General features: G+C 36.8%; 14 protein-coding genes and 1 pseudogene. 1 reads left to right on the forward strand and 14 read right to left on the reverse strand.

All coding sequences use genetic code 11. The annotated features are described in order from the left end of the window. Positions 1–100 precede the first annotated feature (100 nt). The 4 genes and pseudogenes from BC008_RS06215 to cas6 form a co-directional block, all read right to left on the reverse strand. A pseudogene (locus BC008_RS06215) lies at positions 101–601 on the reverse strand (hypothetical protein); the annotation flags it as partial. A 41-nt stretch (positions 602–642) separates the two neighbouring features. Continuing rightward, a complete protein-coding gene (locus tag BC008_RS49280; RefSeq protein ID WP_161938083.1) occupies positions 643–798 on the reverse strand; it encodes a hypothetical protein in 156 nt (51 codons plus the stop codon). Positions 799–1,563: 765 nt separating this feature from the next. Then, the gene (csx2, locus tag BC008_RS06220; RefSeq protein WP_027846819.1) at positions 1,564–2,826 is read right to left on the reverse strand and encodes a TIGR02221 family CRISPR-associated protein; all 1,263 of its coding nucleotides are present in this window, start codon (positions 2,824–2,826) and stop codon (positions 1,564–1,566) included. Positions 2,827–3,017: 191 nt separating this feature from the next. Continuing rightward, positions 3,018–3,395 carry a CRISPR system precrRNA processing endoribonuclease RAMP protein Cas6 gene (gene cas6 / locus BC008_RS51180; protein WP_321170068.1) on the reverse strand — a complete coding sequence of 126 codons (378 nt, stop codon included), beginning with the start codon at positions 3,393–3,395 and terminating at the stop codon, positions 3,018–3,020. Between cas6 and BC008_RS52035 the strand changes: the two genes are divergently transcribed. After that, a complete protein-coding gene (locus BC008_RS52035) occupies positions 3,334–3,465 on the forward strand; it encodes a hypothetical protein (protein WP_268768203.1) in 132 nt (43 codons plus the stop codon). The two genes, cas6 and BC008_RS52035, sit on opposite strands and share 62 nt — an antisense overlap. Before the next feature lie 21 nt (positions 3,466–3,486). On the opposite strand, the gene BC008_RS50350 is transcribed toward BC008_RS52035, so the two are convergent. The 10 genes from BC008_RS50350 to glgX form a co-directional block, all read right to left on the reverse strand. After that, positions 3,487–3,690 carry a hypothetical protein gene (locus tag BC008_RS50350; RefSeq protein ID WP_082650500.1) on the reverse strand — a complete coding sequence of 68 codons (204 nt, stop codon included), beginning with the start codon at positions 3,688–3,690 and terminating at the stop codon, positions 3,487–3,489. Between the two features lie 465 nt (positions 3,691–4,155). Beyond that, a complete protein-coding gene (gene csm4 / locus BC008_RS06230) occupies positions 4,156–5,265 on the reverse strand; it encodes a type III-A CRISPR-associated RAMP protein Csm4 (protein ID WP_027843066.1) in 1,110 nt (369 codons plus the stop codon). Positions 5,266–5,268: 3 nt separating this feature from the next. Next, a complete protein-coding gene (csm3, locus tag BC008_RS06235; RefSeq protein ID WP_027843067.1) occupies positions 5,269–6,264 on the reverse strand; it encodes a type III-A CRISPR-associated RAMP protein Csm3 in 996 nt (331 codons plus the stop codon). Between the two features lie 3 nt (positions 6,265–6,267). Then, positions 6,268–6,783 carry a type III-A CRISPR-associated protein Csm2 gene (gene csm2, locus BC008_RS06240; protein ID WP_027843068.1) on the reverse strand — a complete coding sequence of 172 codons (516 nt, stop codon included), beginning with the start codon at positions 6,781–6,783 and terminating at the stop codon, positions 6,268–6,270. 2 nt (positions 6,784–6,785) lie between these two features. After that, entirely contained in the window at positions 6,786–9,107 is a 2,322-nt protein-coding gene (cas10, locus tag BC008_RS06245) for a type III-A CRISPR-associated protein Cas10/Csm1 (RefSeq protein WP_036265288.1), read from the reverse strand. A 456-nt stretch (positions 9,108–9,563) separates the two neighbouring features. After that, positions 9,564–10,334 carry an SDR family NAD(P)-dependent oxidoreductase gene (locus BC008_RS06250; RefSeq protein WP_027843070.1) on the reverse strand — a complete coding sequence of 257 codons (771 nt, stop codon included), beginning with the start codon at positions 10,332–10,334 and terminating at the stop codon, positions 9,564–9,566. Positions 10,335–10,433: 99 nt separating this feature from the next. Beyond that, the gene (locus BC008_RS06255; RefSeq protein WP_058183344.1) at positions 10,434–10,628 is read right to left on the reverse strand and encodes a hypothetical protein; all 195 of its coding nucleotides are present in this window, start codon (positions 10,626–10,628) and stop codon (positions 10,434–10,436) included. Positions 10,629–11,044: 416 nt separating this feature from the next. After that, positions 11,045–13,843 (reverse strand): malto-oligosyltrehalose synthase, encoded by a 2,799-nt coding sequence (gene treY / locus BC008_RS06260; protein WP_027843072.1) that lies wholly within the window; start codon positions 13,841–13,843, stop codon positions 11,045–11,047. Positions 13,844–14,088: 245 nt separating this feature from the next. Next, a complete protein-coding gene (gene treZ / locus BC008_RS06265) occupies positions 14,089–15,924 on the reverse strand; it encodes a malto-oligosyltrehalose trehalohydrolase (RefSeq protein ID WP_027843073.1) in 1,836 nt (611 codons plus the stop codon). A 1,846-nt stretch (positions 15,925–17,770) separates the two neighbouring features. Next, positions 17,771–19,915: a glycogen debranching protein GlgX gene (gene glgX / locus BC008_RS06270; protein WP_027843076.1), complete on the reverse strand. Its 2,145-nt coding sequence runs from the start codon at positions 19,913–19,915 to the stop codon at positions 17,771–17,773. Positions 19,916–20,339 lie beyond the last annotated feature (424 nt).

Raw genomic sequence — 20,339 nt, forward strand, 5'->3', positions numbered from 1 at the left:
GGGACGCCCCATTGTTCGCTTTTGCTTCTTTTATTTCTTCATTCTTTATTCTACAGTTATATGCAACTTCACATAGAGTTGGTATTACATAAATAGGATTTCTAAAACTGGTATCAACTTTTTGCGTGAGTTCTCCTTTTTCAACTTTAACCAAGTTGTTCCTGGTGTTAGCGATGGTGATATATAGATCAATTCCATAATCGATCGCTCCCATTGCTAAGGAGGTACACATGGTTTTGGTTCCCCCTGTGTAGTCTGCGAGAATTTCAGCGTCGGGGTTTTCTTGTTTTAATTTGCGAATGCATTCTGTAACGCGGATATAGCATTCCGATAATAGATCTGGGTTGGAGATGGAGATTAGATCGCGTTCGGGTTGGAATTTATCTCCTAAACCAACTTGGGTGGGAATATTTGGTAATTTTTCAATAATTTCATGTCCCCGTCGCACTTCGCAGGGATATCCTTCACCAATTACTTGGGATTTACTACCTCTTTCTCCATCGGAAGCGATAAATATAACTCTGTCTGGTTGTAAGCTGCGGATTGAGGTGACGATGGGTTGGAATGAACCACCAACTGTGACTAACAGGATTTTGGACATAGGGGGAAATACAAGAGCGAACAGTTATTTATGTTATACCCCTAGTAATTATAGATATCCATCTTTCTTGCGATCGCGCTGTGGGTAAAGCTATTGGTTTGATAAGGGATGGTCGTATTAGCAAGGGATGGAAGATTAGCAACGGATGAGATTACTCGAAACGATAAAAGTATTTTAATAACTTGCAATAACCTCATATAGACCAAAATTCCACCTTGAAATAAATGATGCTGTTGGCGAATAGAAAGGGGGTTTAACCCATCAGTCCTAAACTGTATTAATTTCCTGGGTTTGAGTACCTTGAAATGAATTTAGAATTTTAGCCCACAATTTATTGCGGGGTATAAAAGCAACGCAAAATTAAGGCTTTGAGGACAAGGGGTTTAACCTTGTGCTAATTGACCAACAGCATCATTTATTCCAAGGCGGATCGTTGGGTTATTAGTTGAGTTGGAGGTGTAATTTATCAGTTGTTTCGCTATGGAATTTCTCTTGAGGTTTTCATCCCCGTTGAGGGGAAGTGGTTTGGAAAGAGTTCACTCTTGGAAGCTTTGCTGTGAGCGGGTTTGAGATACCCTAATCGACACCAGTCTGAGAAATGAGAAAAATTTCCCAAAAATTAGTCGATTTTGCAGCCTGGAAACCTTGCTCCATAAGGCAGATGTCGCAGTAGCGACACGCTTCGCTAACGACACCAGTCAACGAGATTATAGGGTTTTCAAGGTTTTGGGGAGTGCTGTCGACGACGCTCAACACGCTGCCATTAAAGTACACTACACATGACAAATTATCAAGAATAAAATATAAAAATAAACATTTAGTAACGGATGGAAGATTAGCAACGGATGGGATTATTCAAACGAGTAAAAGTATTGATAACGGATGGAACAGATAGATAATCCGTTTTTGCAATATTCACCACACGAGTAAACCCATCCGTTGCTAGTTACCCACTAGTTCTCTTAACCTAATGTTCCTGTTTGAAATATCTTTTTGGCTTCTCTTTGATAATTTTTAGCTTGATTAATAGCATCGGAATCCCTTGTTACTTTTTTCCCTTCTTCTAAAAGTGCATGGGCAATACTATTTCTAACTGGATTTACTTTAAAATATAATTGAGCGAGTTTACTACTTTTATTTTCCAATTGCGTTAGAAATTGTTTCATTTCGCTTCGTTCGTTTTTATCCCTGATATCTCTATCATTGATTTCGCAAACATAGGTAACGATCGCTTCTGCTAGGGTGATATATCCTGTAGCATAACGTTTGTTTTCAAAATACCATCCGGCTAAGTTAAGTTGATATTCTGATTCCGGGACAGATGAAGAACGGGTAAATTGATTGACAAATTTTTCGAGAGTATTTTTCAGATATTTGAAGGGTCCAGTAATAATTGAATTTTGTAAGGAATTTTTTAAAGTAGAACTTTTTTGTTGAATCGCACTAACATAATTTATATTGATTGCATTAGAGAGTTGTTCGATTTGAGTTGCTAATTGTTGTTCGTTCTGAGATTTGAGCAATTGAGCAATTAAACTTCCATCTCCATAACTCTGTAAACTATATGCACCTTTAATCCAGGAAGTCATATCAAATAAAGGTTTTAAGTCTACTACAGGTGTGTATTTCAACTCAGATGTCACATCTAACATTCCGTAGTAGACTCCTGCAATTTTGATGTTTTTCTCTGATGCTAAGTCTCTGAGAAATGTAACGGTTAGAAATAGAAACAATGATAGCGAGCGAAATGAATGGGTGATATCGAGATAAATTTCATCACCTGGTTTGAGGAAACTGACAATTTCCAAAATCTTGTCAAAGTTTAACCATAATTCTTGTTCGTCAAGTCCATATTTGATGGAAATGCATTTCGAATGTTCTCCTAATAATGTTTCGAGAGGTGATAGGTCGAGAGAGGTTAGTTCGCTTTCATGGGTTACGGTATCAATCGTTGAGGCTAGTTTGTACCAGTAATCATCATCTTGTGGAACAGAATTTTTTTTACAAAAGAAGCTATATACTTCCTCCCACATGGATTTGACTGTACCTATGAATATAATGCCATCCAAATCAAAGTGCTCGTAAAGTACAGAAGCCATAAATGTACTTTTAGGATATGATTTATTTTCTATTTGATAGCAAGTTGTTCTGTATTCTCTGTCAGGTTTGTCCTGATTCTTAAATCTTCCTCCTACTCCCAAAGACGAAATTAGAATTTTAGCCATAGTAAATAGGTTCCTTAAGTCGCAATTTAATTAACAAAAAATTACTCATACTATTGTTGATTCGTAGGGGCGCACCGACGTGCGCCCTGTGATGGTATATTGTTTTGGTTAGAATATTTTTGATTAGAATTTGGTTGGAATTTGGTTTAAATATTTTTGGGTTGGACAAATGTTTCTTTGAAAATGCATTGTCATTGATTTGCGATCGCTGCAGATTTCATCCTTGTCTGTCCCATTCCCAAACGAGTTTTCATCCCGGTACCAGCAAATTCACTATAGTGAACTAATAAGTTTGCGACATTTGCAAGTAATTCATCAGCACTGTTGAAGACTTGTAAAGAAACATCTCCGATAAACCCACTGACGTAACCTTTATGTAATTGCAAACTTCTGGTTTGAATTTTGTGATGTTTAAGGATTACAGCTTGGTTTAAATAGGCGATTAATTCATTACTTCCTAGATAGACGGGTGCAAAATCATTCCAACGATCTAACCAACTGCGAAACATGGAACTTGGTATGGGAAGGGGTAAACTTGCTTTTCCCTGTGCGAATCCTGTGGGTGTAATAAATTTGAGGTCAAATCGTCGGACCGGTTCTGGTTCGTTTGCGACTAAGGTTGTATATAGTTCTTCGTAGCTAGTGATGTTATCTTCGCGGTTAATGACGTTGAATTTTGCCCCGAGAAATTCTAGAGTTGGTGATAATTCCAGAGATGAAATAGCTTTGGCTTGACTTTCGCTCTCCCTGTTGATAGAAAGCTTTTGCTAGTGCTTCCGAATCGGGAAGATATATTTTTCTGGATGTTTGTACGTATTCAAAGGGGTTAAGTCGGGAAACTGATGAACCAATAGACCTGTCCATAAATTAAATTTGCAGAAAGATAGAATGTAAAATTTTATATTTTATAGAAAAAAGCCTATGGAATATAACTTTGAAATCTTTTACAACATAAGAAATAATATCCATGCTTAAAATTTGAAAATCCTATCTTTTTTCTCTAAACTATCATCAACTATCTTAAACCCTAATTCCTACGTTGATTGAATACATATGAATAATCTTTGAAATGCTTGTACAGCATGGATTATAAATTTATGGACGAGTCTAATATGTAATATGGGTGCAGTTAAACGGATGCTTTTGGATTCGTATACCTTGGGTTTGGGGATTGGGTTTGCGTTAGTCAACGCTACTTGCGTTATCGCTGAATTGAGAGAATTAGTCATATTAGTGAAACCATAAGAATATTGATATTGAAGGTATTACATTATTCCAAAATCTTTGTAGAGACGTAGCATGCTACGTCTCTACACCCGAATTCATATGTCATTGAGCAATATCTTTAATTTTTATTGGTAATGTCAAACTAATCCCACTACGATAAACGGGGTGAAATTTATATTTTCCACCATCTATTAATTGTGATGGGGTGACATCTACAAGTTTTCCTTGCGGTTGCTCTGAGAAAACCGAACCTTCTGTAAACATGCGCACCATTTTACGTCGCAGATTAACATCACCGATCCAACCACCACGTTCTTGGATCTCATAAGCTGCATTTTCGATAAAATTTTCGGTGATGGGAGAATCCCAGAATAAACTAATGAGGGTGTTGTGAGTTCCTGGAGATTTTATTACCTTGTCCCAGGGTTCAGGAAGTCGATCTAACCATTCGATTGTAAATCTTCCCGCACCACTGGAACGTTCTCCACCTAATCCTTCTTCTCCTAGTAGTTCTAAAGCTGCTTTGAGTTCTTTTTCTAATTTTTCATCTTTTTGGGGGAAGTTAAGGAGAAAATATAAACCAGAAATTTCATTTTCCCATTGGAATTGCACTAAACCTGTATGGAAAAAATTGGTTGCTGCGGTTATCCGATCTACTGCAATTTTCGGATGTTTATTAATCTCATAGGTTTTACCATAATCAAACATTCCGGATTTATTTAAATTACCATCAGTCTGCTTGTTTTTGGTTTTCTCTGTTAATTCATCCTTATCTTTACTTGTAAATCCTTCACCTTGGTACCATCTTCGCCAAATTTCCAAGGGTAGATATTTTTGTTTTTTGTAGGTTTTAAAAAAATCTAAGTCGTTTTCTGGATAATTGATGGGAAATTCCATCGGACGGGGAAGATAATAAGTTGTTTTTGGTTCTGTTGTTTTTCCTTCTGTTTGACGATAGATAAAGGTTGAACTGATTTTTACTGCTGGAGATTCTTGATTTGAATTTTTTGCATATTTTGAATATTTGGGAAACCTTTCTAGTAATTCTTCAACTTTAGCTTTACCAAATAAACGTGCATAGTTACTAACCCAAGCACTAAATAAAGTATCCGATTGTACTCTTTCAGCAGTTTCTTCCATACCGATTCCCAACCGACCAAAGTGAACTGGGTTACGTCCAAAGTTGAGCTTAACTAGTTTCCAACTACTCATGATTTACTCCTCATTTGTAGATGGTAAACGTTTATTGATTTCGCTGCTTAGGTTACCGAAGTTATCTAGCAAAGCTGTTGTATCACCAGCGGTTTGAATTGGTTTGTTGAAATCCGAACCGCTTTGTGTAATATCTTGATATTGTTTTAGATTGCGATAGAACAAACCAAAGTTCTGAAATCTGATTTTTCCGTAACCTCGGGAACCATGTCCCCCCAACGCGTCATCTTCTAAAATTGCTAGTGCGATCGCAATATTTTTCAGATCTTCAACTGCTTGGTTTTTATCTTCGACGGTGTAAACCAATTCAAAGTTAAATACAGAACCTGCTGGAACCCGTTCTAATTGTCTAGGGTTTGCTGCTGCTGTTACTCTATCGATACCGTTTTCAAACTTCCACTCGGTCATATAAAGACCTGTGTCAATTTCTTTGAGTTTTTTTGCAGATTCTTCGACTAAGTGACAATCTCGCACTATTAAACGCGCTGTTGCATTGCGTCCCCGATCTACTAAGATATATTCTTGATTTTCGATAGTTTTTCTGGGAATTTTATTTTTTTCTTCTTCTTGTGCATCATCTTTTACCAATCCTTGTGCGATCGCGACATCTGTTTTCATCCAAAATTTAGAACCACCGGTAGAACCAAATAAACGACTGACCTGACAGGTTCGCGCACCTTCGTAGGGAATTAATAACCCATCTATATTTGTATATCCGTCTTCTAAATCGTCACTTTCATAACGGTAAGTTCCACTTCCACCGGTTCGATTGAGAGGTTTATTTAATAATCTTTCTAAAGTCGAACGTAATTTACCTTTAATAGAAGAACCTGGTAAATAAGGATATTTAGTAATTGGGTCGCGAATTACCGGTTTATCAATTCCACCGATATCTAAAGTTTCTCCACCACCACCAATATGTAAACCTGTTTCAACATTAATATTGCTGGTAATGCGAATTTTACCAAGTAATGGTTTTTGTGTTAATGATGCTGGCAAAATTTATTTTCCTCCTTCTGCTTTGTGATAAGCAATGATTGATTCAATTAATTGCACTAATCGTTCAAAATCTTCTTTGTCACGAACCACATCGATCGCAACTGACATGACATCATTTAAAGGTTTTGCAGCTCTTTGTCTTGCAGCAGCGTATGCTAGTTTTGGTTTTAATAAAACTACTTCTGTTTCAATTTTGGAAAAATCTCCAGTTTCAGCTAGCTCTGCTTTCAAACGATTAATTGCGTCCAAAAATTTACGAATCTGGTTGGTTTCTAATCTTTGTAGTTTCAGGTAAGGACCAAATTTTTCCGCGTGTTCTACTAATTCACGAATCGGATAAGTTTTTAAACCCTCTTTCAAACTTTCAATTTTACTTTTAATTAACTTGACGATATTTTCATCCTGCTGGCTATTATGTTGAGAATCAGATTTTCTCTGACTTGTATTAACTGATTGATTTATTTTTTTTGCTGATTCTCGCGATACAGATGGTGGATTTGGTTTAATTGGTTTCGACATAGTTAAGAACGGTTAAGTAATTCAATCCAAGTTGCGATCGCGCGAAAGTAAGGTGCATTATAGGGACTTTTCAAAGATGTCCGAAAGTCTTCGTTACTCAAAACATTATTAGGTAACCTCGCAAGGGTATAAGCTACTTTAGGTAGGTGTAGAAAATAACGAGTTCCCATAATTTCTTCATTTATTTGTTTTTCATTTATTTTTTCTGCTTTTTTCTTACTTTCTATTTTGCGATTTTCAATTTTCTTTAAAGCTTCCTCTTGAACTTGAGCAGTAATTAGTAGATTTCTCACAAAGTTACGGGAATAGTTAAGTCCTATTTCCTGCTGCTCTAATATCTCTACAAATGGTAAAATACCTAGCAAACTTGGTTTAGTTTTTGAATTCAGATAATCTTTAGTATCAGTTTCAATCGTAGTAATATCTACTATCCCCAGCCATTCGCTCCACTTGAAAGTTTGACCAAACAAACCTAAACTATCTTTACCATTACCTTTTGCTGCTTCTTCTGCATGACCTGAGGTTTTTGCAGCTTGATAAAGGGGAAACTTCGCATCAGCAATACTGATTCCCCCCGACAAAGTGATATCTGGATTATTTCCGGTGTAAGCGCGGAAGCATTGGTAAACGTCAAAACCAAATTCCACAACTTCATTCCAAGCACCACTGACAAATAAGTCATCTCCTCCAGCGTAGATAAACAGTAGATTTAAACGGTTATCTTGCGGGGTCAATTGTTTAAAGTTTTTTGGGGGTATATTTGTATTTCTGAATTCCGCTAAGCTGTTGAGATACACTTTGAAAAAGTAACTCATCTGACGTGAAAGTCCAGCTATTCTAGCTAAAGTTTTCTTTTGACCCAAACCCTCAGCAAAGATTAGTCCCAAATTATCGACATCCATGCGCAGGTATCCAACTCGATCAATACCTTTAGCTTTTTCTGTCATTTCGTTAGCACGCATGATAGAACCTTTCTCCTCATCACTTTCTTGGGAATAGTTTCCCAACAACAAAGGAGTAGGTTTTCGTAGAGGAGTAAATTTATAATGCTCTATATTCCAATCATTTACTAGTAAAGCTGTGTCATTATCTGGAACTATTTGTCTCCACCTGCGAAATAGATGGTAATAGACATTTTTTGCACAGCGTTTGTCAGTCGCGGGAAGTTCAAAAGCAAGCGTGTCGAACTTATCTTTTAGATTTTTACTTTGGGAGCGCACTATTGCTTCAAGCTTTAATAATTGTCCTCCCAACTGAAACATTTCGCGACAAATACCGCAAGCAAGCACCGAATCGGGTTCGTTTTTGTTGAGGGGTTTTAAGTTTTCCACATCATCTCGATGACAAACCTTACAAGGTTCGTGACTATCGCTTACTTGAATAAAATCAGTAATATTTTCTGCAAACTTGCGAGATTTTTGTTCTGCTAATTGTTTGGTAATATCTGACCAATGCTGAGCAAATTTTTCAGTTTTAATATCACTTTGGGGAAATTCTAAGCGATCGAGTGCGAGAAAAACTTTACCTTGGAATCGACTTAAAAGCCATTTATTAAATTGCTGACGTATTTCTTCTATATCATTTTTAACTGAATCAATAGCAGGAGCTAATATATATATGTTTCCCCCACCTGCATAAATTACATTGGTTCGGGGTAGTTTTAACTTTTCTAAAATCTGCTGGACAACTTGTTCTGTAACTAGTTCTAAATAAAAGCTACGAGCGCGCAAAGACTTTAAAGCACCGTCAGAAGATATAGTATAGATAAAATTTTGAATACCTGATAAATCACCTGCAATTAAACATAGTTCTTTAGGATCGGGATTATTCACTAAAGCAGCAGCAACAGCAGCTTTACTTTTAGCAATATCTACCAACGCGACATCATCCGAGTCACCAAAGCTGATGAAAGAACCATATTTTTCTAAAATCAAAGTCAACAAAGACAGATTATTTAAATCTTTGTCATCTAACCCATCTAAAGTTTGTTTAATTTCATTCTGTAACTTCCTCAAGTCATCAGACGAAGGTTTTGTTTCGGTCGGATAAGGAATTCGAGGATTTACATCTGCAATAAAATCTGGTTTCCAATAAAATTGTTTTTTACCTTCATTTTTCGACAGCGTCACTGAGTCAAATAGCGATCGCAACACTTCTGGTTTTTTACCAGTATTCCAAGGTTCTTTTAGATCTGATGTTTTTTTTGGTTTTTTCTCTTTTAATTTCGAGTTCGTCCATTCCGCTAAAACCCAAATAGCTTGTTGGATGACTTCCAAAGCTTTTTGTTCAGCATTTGGTTCAGCATTTGTACTTGATTGATTCATACACTTTAAACAGCGATTTAAATCTATATATGATTATGCAATGCTGATGGAAAAGGCTATTTCCTATTTAATTAAAGATTATTTTATTCGTATTTTTTTGAAAAAATAGCTTATCAAATTGATATTACTTACCTATTATACGCACACATTTTTATATTTTAGGAGAGAAGAAAATTGATATCTTAGCTTTTTTTTGTATAAAAATATGATTTTTTGATTATTTACCCTTTGCGTTAGCATAGCGTCATAACGTGTCCGCAGGACATATACATCGCTATCGCTTTTCCAAAAGGAAACGCAATACCTACGGTACGCTTCCGCTAAGCGCTAACGTAATGACGCAATTATGCTAATTTTGCGTAAGTCCTAAATGTTTTACTTATTTAGTTTCATCCTCGGACTAAAGCTCTGGGGTTTTCTCCATAACTTTTATAAACTCAATTTACTAAAGTAAATCTACCAAGGTAAACGACTACCATCCCAAGAGAAAAACTCCCCACTATCTTCCTTACCCAAATTATTAATCACCGCAAATAATTGATTTACCGTCCGCTCCACTGAAAAAAGCTTTTCTGGTGGAACATTTCTTTGAAACGGTTCGGAAAGACGCGTATCAGTCGTCCCTGGATGTAAAGTAACAACTATAGTATTAGGGCTTTTACGTCCATATTCGATCGCAACGGTACGCATAAACATATTAAGCGCAGCTTTAGAAGCCCGGTAACCATACCAACCACCCAATCTATTGTCGCCAATACTACCAATTTTAGCCGAGATACAAGCAAATATACTTTGGGAATCGTGGCGAAATAAAGGTAAAAGATGTTTTGCAAGTAAAGCCGAACTAATACTATTTACTTGAAAGTAACGCAACAAGTTTTCTGAGTTAAGTTGTCTGAGACTTTTTTCTGGTTGTAACTTTCCGTCATGGAGTAAACCGACACAGTTAACAACTAAATGTAATTTATCAGTTGACTCGCTAATAAATTTGATACCTTCAGTAATCTGTTGTTCGTCCGTAACATCCATCGACAGACAAATTAACCGTTGGGGATATTTTTCTGCAAAAGCAATTAGTTCGGAAGCAGAATTGCGGTCGCGATAGGTAGCGTAAATTTTTCCATACTCTTGATTTTCAAGTAATTTACTCACAAAACCAAAGCCAATACCTCTATTTGCACCAACAATTAAGGTATTGGCATTATTGATATTATTGATTACGGACATTATGGGGGATTAGAAATTTGCTATTCAGGTAAATGTGAGTAACAGCGGTAATTATAAGTCTGAAGAATTATAAATTTTGAGAATTACAAATTTGGAAAATTAAAAATGTGGGATATTATCCATTAATTTATCCAAACCGCCGATAGTTGCAATGATACCGCAAAATATGGCCAATAACGAGCTACCAATTATTCCTTGAACCAAAGAAATTGGAACATGAAAATAAGCCGAATAAGACCAAGCGATCGCAGCTAAGAAAAGTCCCACAGCTAAACCAGATAAAAAGCGTTTCATAGAATTTATCTTCCTTGTGTTTTAAGTTTGAAGACCCTAATTGGAACTTGTTGTTTCCTTGCAAATATATAATTCAGTTATAGTTGCTAAATTAACCTTCAAACTCAAACAACTACTTTACGCATTCTTCACCCCAAATTCCTCCCAATGCTGACGCAAAGACTTACGTCGAGCACGCGCATACGGCGAACACTACGTTAACGCTTCCGCTAACGGGGGAGGTTAGGAGAGGGTTCCTCCCTCGGGGGAGGTTAGGAGGGGGTTTATATCTCGGGGGAGGTTAGGAGGGGGTTTATATCTTGGCGTTATGAAAGAGATTGGAATTGAAAACTATTCCCAATCCCCATATGCCGCTTGCGGCGGCACGCAGTGCTTATGGCTAACGCCACGCTTCCGCTAACGCAAATCCCTAATCCCTAATCCTGTACATTAACCAACAAAGCAACAGGAAACTTTTGCAAAATATCCCGGATCCACAAAGTATCTTCACCCTCGACCGTCTGTCCAGTAATAATATCTCGCCAGACGGGAGTAGAATCTGCAGGTGGTATAATGCGAGTTTCTTGCCAAACCTGTTCCCCGAACGGATATTCACCTTCTCCAATTAAGGATGATAGTAATCGAGGTGCGATCGCAATTATTTTTTGTTCTGGTAATTCCCTTGCAAAACCGACAATATGGGTTTTCAAACTTCCTGCGACGGTGAGTTTTTCGTATCCTCCCCTTTGGAATACATCCAAATATTCTTTTCTCGCTTGCAGGAGTTTGTAAATTAGAAACAGTTTGATTTTCCCATTTTCAGGGTTTTGTAACAATTCGGCAATTAAACCGTCCGAGTCAGACTCGCTTCTGGTTTTGATTTCTTCTAAATATTTTTGTCTACTCTGGAAATCTACCGGACGTCGGTTATCTGGATCTACTAAACTCAGATCCCAAAGCTCCGTTCCTTGGTAAAAATCAGGTAATCCGGGAACTGTTACTTTCAGCAATGTTTGGGAAAGAGAGTTCAAAATCCCATAATGTTGAATTTTTCGCTGAAACGGAAGAAAAGCTTGGAGAAAGGGATTATCTTCCGTATCTTTTAGAACTCTTTGAGCAAATTGAGTAAATGCATCTTCATAGACGCTATCGGGTTTCAACCACGCTGTATGAACCTTTGCTTCGCGAATTGCTTTGATAACATACTCCTTAATCCGTTCCACAAAAGTTGGATATTCATCCTTTTCAAAGGGAAATGCACCAATTAGGGTTTGGTAGAAAAAGTATTCATCGTTAGGTGTAGGTACATCCCTTCCACTAACACATTCTTTTTCACCTGCATTAATCTCGCGCCATTCTTTCAGATGCTTTTCCCATTCTTGAGGGATTTCAGACAGCACATTTATTCTTGCTCTCACATCTTCGCCGCGTTTGGTGTCGTGAGTTGCAGTAGCATTCATGACATGGGGCCATTGGCCAGAACGCTCTTGGTTATAATGATGAAAATCTTCCAAGGAGATCCCAAAGTGCTCGGGATGGGAACCTACCTCGTTAAGGGAAAGTAAGCGATTATAAATGTAAAGAACAGTATCTTCTACTCCCTTCGCCATTAGAGGTCCGGTAAACTGTTGCAAGCGCATTAAAAAATGCAACCACTGATTTTGGTCTTCTTCTGTTAGGTTTTCGTCAAACTCCAGAAGTAAGAATTTTTCGATAAAAGCTAGTTCGTTTAAAAAGTTGGGAATATTTTTTTTCGCTTGGTTTATCACTTGTCCCATATATTCCCGGTCTGACGAACTTGCACCATTACTATCGATGTAAGTCCGATAAACGGGAAATAATGCCATAATTTCTACCAATGCGGCTTTTAAACCGTACATGGTAAAGTCACTAGCATAGCGATAGCGGTAGGAAATCTGCTTCAATAAATGTGCTAAATTATCAATATCTCCAGCTAAATGTTTCCCAATAATTAATCTTTTGTTTTCGTCAATTAATTGTTGGGGAGAAACGGCTTTTTTGATAAATGCTTGATAAATAGCATTAAATTCGTCTTCAGAAGACTGCTGACAGAAAATATTATTCACTTGATTGAGAAAATCATATCCTGTTGTCCCTTGAATCGGCCAGTTTAATGGTAATTCTTCTTGAGGTTCTAAGATTTTCTCTACTACCAAGTATACCTCTGGTACTTTTTCCCTCAAACGATTGAGATATTGAGCTGGATCATAAAGACCATCAATATGATCAATTCTCAAACCGGTAACTTTTTTCTCTTCAACCAGCTGAAATATTAGCGCGTGGGTAGTATCAAAAACTTTTTCTTCTTCTATCCTTAGTGATATTAAATCATTAACCGTAAAGAAACGTCGATAATTTAATTCTTCGTTACCTACTTTCCAATAAGATAGTCGGAAAAATTGTTCTCCCAACAAGCTTTCTAAAAGATTAAAACTTTCCGGATTTCCTGATTCGCCATTAAATACTTTAATATTTTCTTCAATAAATTGCTTGACATCTGGAGAATCATTCCACAGTTCCCACAGCATCCGTTTTACAAAGCTAATTTGATTGTAACGTTCTCTAGCTTCGTCTCCAGATGCAACGTATTTTAAAGCATAAAGTACGCCTAATAATTTTATATAAGCGGGATGCTCCCTTCCTAATTTTTTCCGCAAACGTTCTAAATCGTAGGTAAAAACCTGACTGTAAGATTCAATGCGGATTGGATACTTGAGACCGTAATAGTTAATCGTTAAACCACTTTGCTCGTACTGTAGTTGTAGCTCTCCGGATTCAAGACAATCACCATAAAATTTACCTAAGAAAGGTGCTAGAACTCTACCTCGAATATCTTCATAGGGATGATTCCAATCAATATCGAAAAAACCATGGTACTGGGAGTCAGAACCATTTTCTAAAACATCCACAAGTATATGATTTTGACAATCAAATGCCATATGATTGGGAACTATATCTTGCACCCAGCCAATATTATGCAACTGTAATTCTTCGATTAGTTTCTCAAAGCTTTCCATTCCTCCCAATTCTGGATTTATACTGTTGGTATCGACAGTATCATAACCATGAGTACTACCTTTTCTCGGTGTTAAAATTGGTGAGGCGTAGACCTCGGAAATTCCCAAAGCAGCTAAATAAGAAGCTATATCATTGGTTTGCGCAAAACCAAATTCAGGGTTAAATTGTATCCGATAAGTCGCAACAGGTATTTGCATCATAGCAATTTAAAACCACAAGGATAAGTTATTTTTTCTTGGTAATTTGTAATTAGGTAATTGGTGATTAGGTAATTGTTAATCGGTAATAGGTAATTAGGTAATTGGTAATTAGGTAATTGGTAATTAATAACTTATTACTCCTTATTTGTTATTTATTTTGTTTCCGATTTATTTTCGTCCACTTACTAATTCCTAATCTTCAATTCCTAATCTTCAATTACTAATCTCCAATTCCTAATCTTCTAATTTGTGTAAACTACGACGCTATGAGGATTTAATGAAATTTTCTGATTTTTCACTTGTTTGTCTTGTTTATTCAACTTTTGTGGAATATTAGAACCCTCCCCACCCCACTTGGATTCAGCCGAATCTAACAATTTTTCCCAATTACCTTCGGGTAAATTAGTAGAAATTTCTGTAACAGAACTATCAAAATTAATCCAACAGACAACTTGATTTTCGCCTTCCCAGCGTCGCAAACACAACACCTTTTCCGGTTCTACAATCGATACTTCTAATTGTTTGCAATCAAGTTTCGCAAGTGCAGGATTTTGTCTGCGCAGCTGTAGTAATTTCTGGTAAAACTGCCATAATATTTTGTGTTTACCTTGACGATGTAAATCCCAATTCAGACGTGATCGCTTGAAAGTTTCTTCCGCTTGGGGATCTGGTGCTTCTCCTTCAGCATGAAAGGCTGCAAACTCATTTTTCCGACCCTCCCGTACAGCTTCAATTAAGCCCGGATCCCCATGACTGACAAAGTAAAGAAATGGTGCAGTCTCACCATATTCCTCACCCATAAACAACATGGGAACAAAAGGAGAAAGTAAAACAACAGCAGCTGCAATTTTCTGGGCTTCAAAGGAAATTAAACCTGTTAAGCGATCACCCAACATTCGATTTCCTACTTGATCGTGATTTTGAGCGCAAACGACGAATTGTGAAGCCTTACAGTCACTGGGAACGTTACCGTGGTATCTTTGGCGGAATTCAGAATAATCCCACGTATAAACATAGCCACAACAATAGATTTTGGCTAATTGCTCTAATTTGCCGAAGTCTGCATAATACCCCTGATTTTCCTTTGTTAATAGGGTGTGTAAAATATGGTGGAAGTCATCACTCCATTGAGCATCAACACCGTAACCTCCAACCTCTTGAGAGCGAATAATTCTAGGATCGTTAAGATCGCTTTCGGCGATCAAATAATATTTGCGTCCCTGGTCCTGAGAGTATTTTGTAACAGCTTCAGCCATTTCTTGCAAGATATGCTTAGCCCCACAGTCGTAAATTGCATGAACCGCGTCTAAGCGTAAAGCATCAATATGATAATCGTTAAGCCAGTACAGAACATTCTCTACAAAATAATTACGAACTCCGTCACTATGAGCATCATCATAATTGATGGCACTACCCCAAGGAGTTTTGTATTTATCGGTAAAGTAAGTTTGCAATCCCCACAAATAATTACCTTCCGGCCCAAGATGATTGTAAACTACATCAAGAATTACTGCTATTCCTTGTTGGTGGCAAGCATCAACTAATTGCTTTAAGCCGTTAACACCACCATAGGAATTTTGGACCGCGTAGGGGAAAACGCCATCATATCCCCAATTACGTTCTCCTGGGAACTGTGCAACAGGCATAATTTCAATTGCATTGACACCCAGTTCCCGGAGATAGGAAAGTTTTTCAATAATCGCAGTAAAGGTACCTTCTGAAGTAAAGGTTCCCACATGTAATTCGTAAATTACCATTTCTTTAACGGGAATGCCTTTCCAGTCTCGGTCATTCCAAGTGAAAGCATTGCTATCTAATACTTCAGAAGGTCCATGAACACCTTTTGGTTGAGAGTTAGAAGCTGGATCGGCTCGGTCTTCACCATCAATTTGGTAAAAGTAAAGAGTTCCTGGTTCAACACCTGCGACTTCACCTTCCCAATAACCCCTTTCTGTTCGCTCCAAAGAAACTATTTTTTCTTGTGGGGTAAGTAAGTGAACTGCAACTTCTTTAAAAAGTGGTGCCCACAGAGTAAATTTACAAATATTATTGCCTAAGTATTGAGAACCGATACGCATATAAAAAGTGTTTGTAAGGGTGTTTACTAGATATTATTCCCTGAATTGGGGTAAATAAATTTTGAGTGTAAGGTTATATATTTGTCTTACTTTTCCTTCTATATTATCGACTATTTGTGCTACTAACTTGTAAATAGTAATTTGTAAGTGGTGGTGGTAGAATTCATCTAAGTATAGTTTAGAACTAAAATCGAATTTATTATTAACTAAATTTATCTCCACTGACTTCTATCTCAAGATCTAAACATTTAGATTATTGCTGGTAATATGGCTCTAGTCTAGAAATATTAGTAATAAATGTGATGCATAATTAAATAACATTTTCAGAGATATGGCTTGCAGATGCAGCTATAATTTTGATTAGTGACAAGTCCATTCTGTAGAAAAATTCCCAAACCCAGTGATGCAAGATAAAACTATTAGAGAATTTTTACTTCTATAAATTATTTGTGATTGCGATCTACCCCTTCAGATTAGCTATTTGGAAATTATGGGCTCCCCCTCGAGAAAGAAATTACAGCTAAACAAAGACACAAATATGAAACGATCTAAAAAATTAGCTTTTAGAAAACTGGCTTAATTTATAGTTCTTTATATGATGCAGATACAATTATTCTTAAAATGAAGCAATCCTTGAAATCAAGGAATAAGGAATAGTGAAAAGATACTTGAGTAGATAAAGATATTACAACAACAAAATTTTAATTACTCACCCTAAATTATTTCTTCAATTACACATAATTACGAAAAAATTACACTTCATGCTTTCATTTCATAATCTTATAAAACCTCTATGGTTTACTAATAATATTAGTAGTTTTTATCACAATGACTTTAAACTTATTAGTTTATTGGCTTAATATAATCTTTACTTATTTTATTGATTTATTTTTATCATATTATTGTTTTGAATCTTGGCTTTACTTAATCCAAGATATTAATGTGGTTCTATGCTTTACCTACTCATAAAGCTGAGTTCTTAAAGCTATAAATGATTTAAGAAGAAAAAAGCAAACAAACAATCTGAAAAACAATAAATACCTAACTTGCTCTTAAAAACTTCTTAAACTTTTTAAGCCCCTTCTAAATATTTTGTCCAAATTTTGGATACTGTTTTGGAGATAACATTATTTTTATTCGAAAACAAATAAAAAAATTAAACTTCAAGCTTAGACATAGATTTCATTCTGTCATCCGTCCTAGGAAGTAAAAATTCATACGAGACAATTTTGTTGATTATTTTAAAAATATTTTCTTGATAAGCTCAAATATAAAGCAAATAGTAAAAATCGTAAGAATACTTACAATAGCTAATATGTACAAATTATTAGATTTAATTTAACAGCAAATCACTCTCCGCACAGAAACGGATGTAATATTTATAACCTATACATCAAGATTATTTTAAATTGACTACAACGTTCGAGATCACTGTTAACTACCCCATGTTTGGGATAACATTTTTTCAAGCTATGAATCGAATCGTTTTTATGCCTCGGTTAACCGCCGGGGTTTTATTTCTTAAAATCCTATTACGAAGTAAAATTAAAAAAAAGATCGAATTTAGCAAAAATATTTTTCTCGATCCTAAATTATAATCAGCAAAGCTTATTAATAGTTATTAGTGCCTACCGGTTAGGTATTTGTAAAAATTTAATCGGGTATTATTAATCACATTTATCTGTTTTCCTCAATTGTAATCATCAGAGGTATTAAGTAAATAAGTAATGAGTAAGTAAGTAAGCAGGTAAGAAGCTTACTCTGTTTACTCACTACTAAAATGTTCCGAGTTCAAAGAGGAATAAAACAGTAGTATAGGTACAAGTAATACTTTTTATCCATTTCCTTAAAACTCATCAATAAATCTACCTAATCTCTTCAAGATAATCAACGATCGTGGTTCTACACTAACCGGTTTATCATCAATGTAACGTTTTCCACGCCTGACAAATCGCTGTTTAGTGGTATCGACAATAGTCACCCATTCCCATTCTTGTAACCACTTGGGAATATTAAATTCCAGCATTTCATAATGGGCGTTAAAACATATAAGAAAATGTTCATCAATGATACGTTCGCCGCGAGGACCAGGGGAAGCTATTTCCTCTCCGTTAAGATAAATTGCGATCGCTTTAGCAAAACCACTATTCCATTGTTCTTGGGTCATTTCACCCCCATCGGGGTTGTACCAACCAATATCGCGAACTGATGAACCGCGAATAGCTCGACCCAAAAACCATTTCCGACGTCGAAATACTGGATGTCGGCGACGAAAATCAATCAGTTGTCTAGTAAAATCTAAGAGTGCTTCATTTTCTTCTTGTAAATCCCAATCCAGCCAAGAAATTTCGTTGTCTTGACAATAGGGATTGTTGTTTCCCTTTTGGGTCCGACCCATTTCATCTCCCATTAGTAACATGGGTACTCCCTGGGAAAGCATTAAACTTGTGAGAAAATTACGCCGTTGCTTCTTGCGTAAATTTAATATTTCTGGCTTATCTGTCTCACCTTCAGCACCACAATTCCACGAACGGTTATGGCTTTCACCATCTCGGTTGTCTTCACCGTTAGCATTGTTATGTTTTTCGTTATAACTGACTAGGTCATTGAGGGTAAAACCATCATGAGCCGTAATAAAGTTAATACTCGCGCTCGGACTACGTCCATTTAATTGATATAAATCGGAGCTACCCGTAAATCTGTAAGCAAATTCAGCTAAACTACTATCTTCACCCCGCCAAAAGTCACGTACGGTGTCCCGGTACTTACCATTCCACTCCGACCATAGCAAAGGAAATTCACCAACTTGATAGCCGCCTTCACCTACATCCCAAGGCTCAGCAATTAACTTCACATCTGCTAAAACTGGATCCTGGTGAATGATATCAAAGAATGCTGCTAACTTGTCTACAGCATATAATTCCCGCGCCAAAGCCGAAGCTAAATCAAACCGGAAACCATCTACGTGCATTTCCAATACCCAATAACGCAAGCTATCCATAATTAACTTGAGTACTTGGGGGTCGCGGACGTTAAGAGAATTACCACAACCGGTAAAATCCATATAGTAACGGCGATCGCCATCTACCAAACGGTAATAAGAAGCATTATCAATACCACGCAGGGATACAGTCGGTCCCATGTGGTTACCTTCACCGGTATGGTTATAGACCACATCCAAAATTACTTCAATTCCGGCTTTGTGCAGCGCCTTAACCATCTGCTTAAATTCTTTGACCTGTTGTCCCAAAGAACTACTTGCACTGTAACCAGAATAGGGGGCAAAATAACACATCGAGTCATAGCCCCAGTAATTTTTTAAGCCCTTATCAATTAAATGCCCTGGATAGGATAGAAAATGATGAATAGGCATTAATTCCACCGCCGTCACACCTAAGGACTGGAGATGGGAAATCGCCGCTGGGTGTGCTAATCCTGCATAGGTACCCCGTAACCTCGGGGGAATTTCCGGATGCAATTTAGTAAAACCTTTAACATGCATCTCGTAGATAATTGTTTCGTATTCGGGGGTTTGTAAGAGTTTATCTCCTTCCCAGTCAAAAGACTCGTCTACGACTACTCCTTTCGGGATTAAATGAGCATCATTAAGATCGGAAAATCCTAAATCTTCATTAGGGTCATCCCAGCGATAACCAAAAATTTCTTCACCAAATTGGATATCCCCATCAACAGCCCTCGCATAGGGGTCAATTAGTAGTTTGTTGGGATTAAAGCGATGTCCTTCGTGGGGCGCAAACGGACCGTGAACTCGAAATCCATAACGCTGTCCCGGACCAATTGAAGGTACATAAGCGTGCCAAACAAAGTTACTGACTTCCCTTAATGCTAACCTGCTTTCTCTTCCTTGTTTGTCGAACAAGCATAATTCTACAGCTGTTGCATGTTCGGAAAAGAGGGCAAAGTTTGTGCCTTGACCATCCCAAGTTGCACCTAAAGGATAAGGCTTTCCAGGCCAAAGTGATAAAAACATCTGAAAAATACTCGAAATATGAGATTTAGTTGAAATCTAGAAACTAAAAACTTTAGAAACCAAGGACTTTAGAGAACAAGAATTTTAGGAACCAAGAACTTTAGAAACTAAAAACTTTAGAAACCAAGAACTTTAAAACTAAATCGCAGTAAAATTTCATTACAAAAATTCACCTTTACATCAATCACTTATCATATCAGGGCTGTTATCCCAAAGCCCATAAATTTAACATTGAATGACACGAATTACCTAAAACTACACTCAAATTTTAATAAAATATTTTCCTGATGTCCGTCAGAATTGACACTAATACTGCCTCAACAAGCAAAAATATGATTAATAAATTGATTATTTAAGTTTGTAGTTGCGCTTTAGCGCTCTTTAGAAAAAATTATTAGATAAAAATCTAACGAACGACAAAATC

Source organism: Mastigocoleus testarum BC008, assembly GCF_001456025.1.
Taxonomy (GTDB): Bacteria; Cyanobacteriota; Cyanobacteriia; order Cyanobacteriales; family Nostocaceae; genus Mastigocoleus; species Mastigocoleus testarum.

Excerpts from the sequence above, each read along its gene's own strand:
- glgX (WP_027843076.1), bottom strand. The coding sequence starts at position 19,915 with ATGTTTTTATCACTTTGGCCTGGAAAGCCTTATCCTTTAGGTGCAACT.
- csm4 (WP_027843066.1), bottom strand. The coding sequence starts at position 5,265 with ATGAGTAGTTGGAAACTAGTTAAGCTCAACTTTGGACGTAACCCAGTT.
- treZ (WP_027843073.1), bottom strand. The coding sequence starts at position 15,924 with ATGCGTATCGGTTCTCAATACTTAGGCAATAATATTTGTAAATTTACT.
- BC008_RS52035 (WP_268768203.1), top strand. The coding sequence starts at position 3,334 with ATGGAACTTGGTATGGGAAGGGGTAAACTTGCTTTTCCCTGTGCGAAT.
- BC008_RS49280 (WP_161938083.1), bottom strand. The coding sequence starts at position 798 with ATGAGGTTATTGCAAGTTATTAAAATACTTTTATCGTTTCGAGTAATC.
- cas10 (WP_036265288.1), bottom strand. The coding sequence starts at position 9,107 with ATGAATCAATCAAGTACAAATGCTGAACCAAATGCTGAACAAAAAGCT.
- csx2 (WP_027846819.1), bottom strand. The coding sequence starts at position 2,826 with ATGGCTAAAATTCTAATTTCGTCTTTGGGAGTAGGAGGAAGATTTAAG.
- csm2 (WP_027843068.1), bottom strand. The coding sequence starts at position 6,783 with ATGTCGAAACCAATTAAACCAAATCCACCATCTGTATCGCGAGAATCA.
- BC008_RS06255 (WP_058183344.1), bottom strand. The coding sequence starts at position 10,628 with ATGAAACGCTTTTTATCTGGTTTAGCTGTGGGACTTTTCTTAGCTGCG.
- treY (WP_027843072.1), bottom strand. The coding sequence starts at position 13,843 with ATGCAAATACCTGTTGCGACTTATCGGATACAATTTAACCCTGAATTT.
- BC008_RS06250 (WP_027843070.1), bottom strand. The coding sequence starts at position 10,334 with ATGTCCGTAATCAATAATATCAATAATGCCAATACCTTAATTGTTGGT.
- BC008_RS50350 (WP_082650500.1), bottom strand. The coding sequence starts at position 3,690 with ATGGACAGGTCTATTGGTTCATCAGTTTCCCGACTTAACCCCTTTGAA.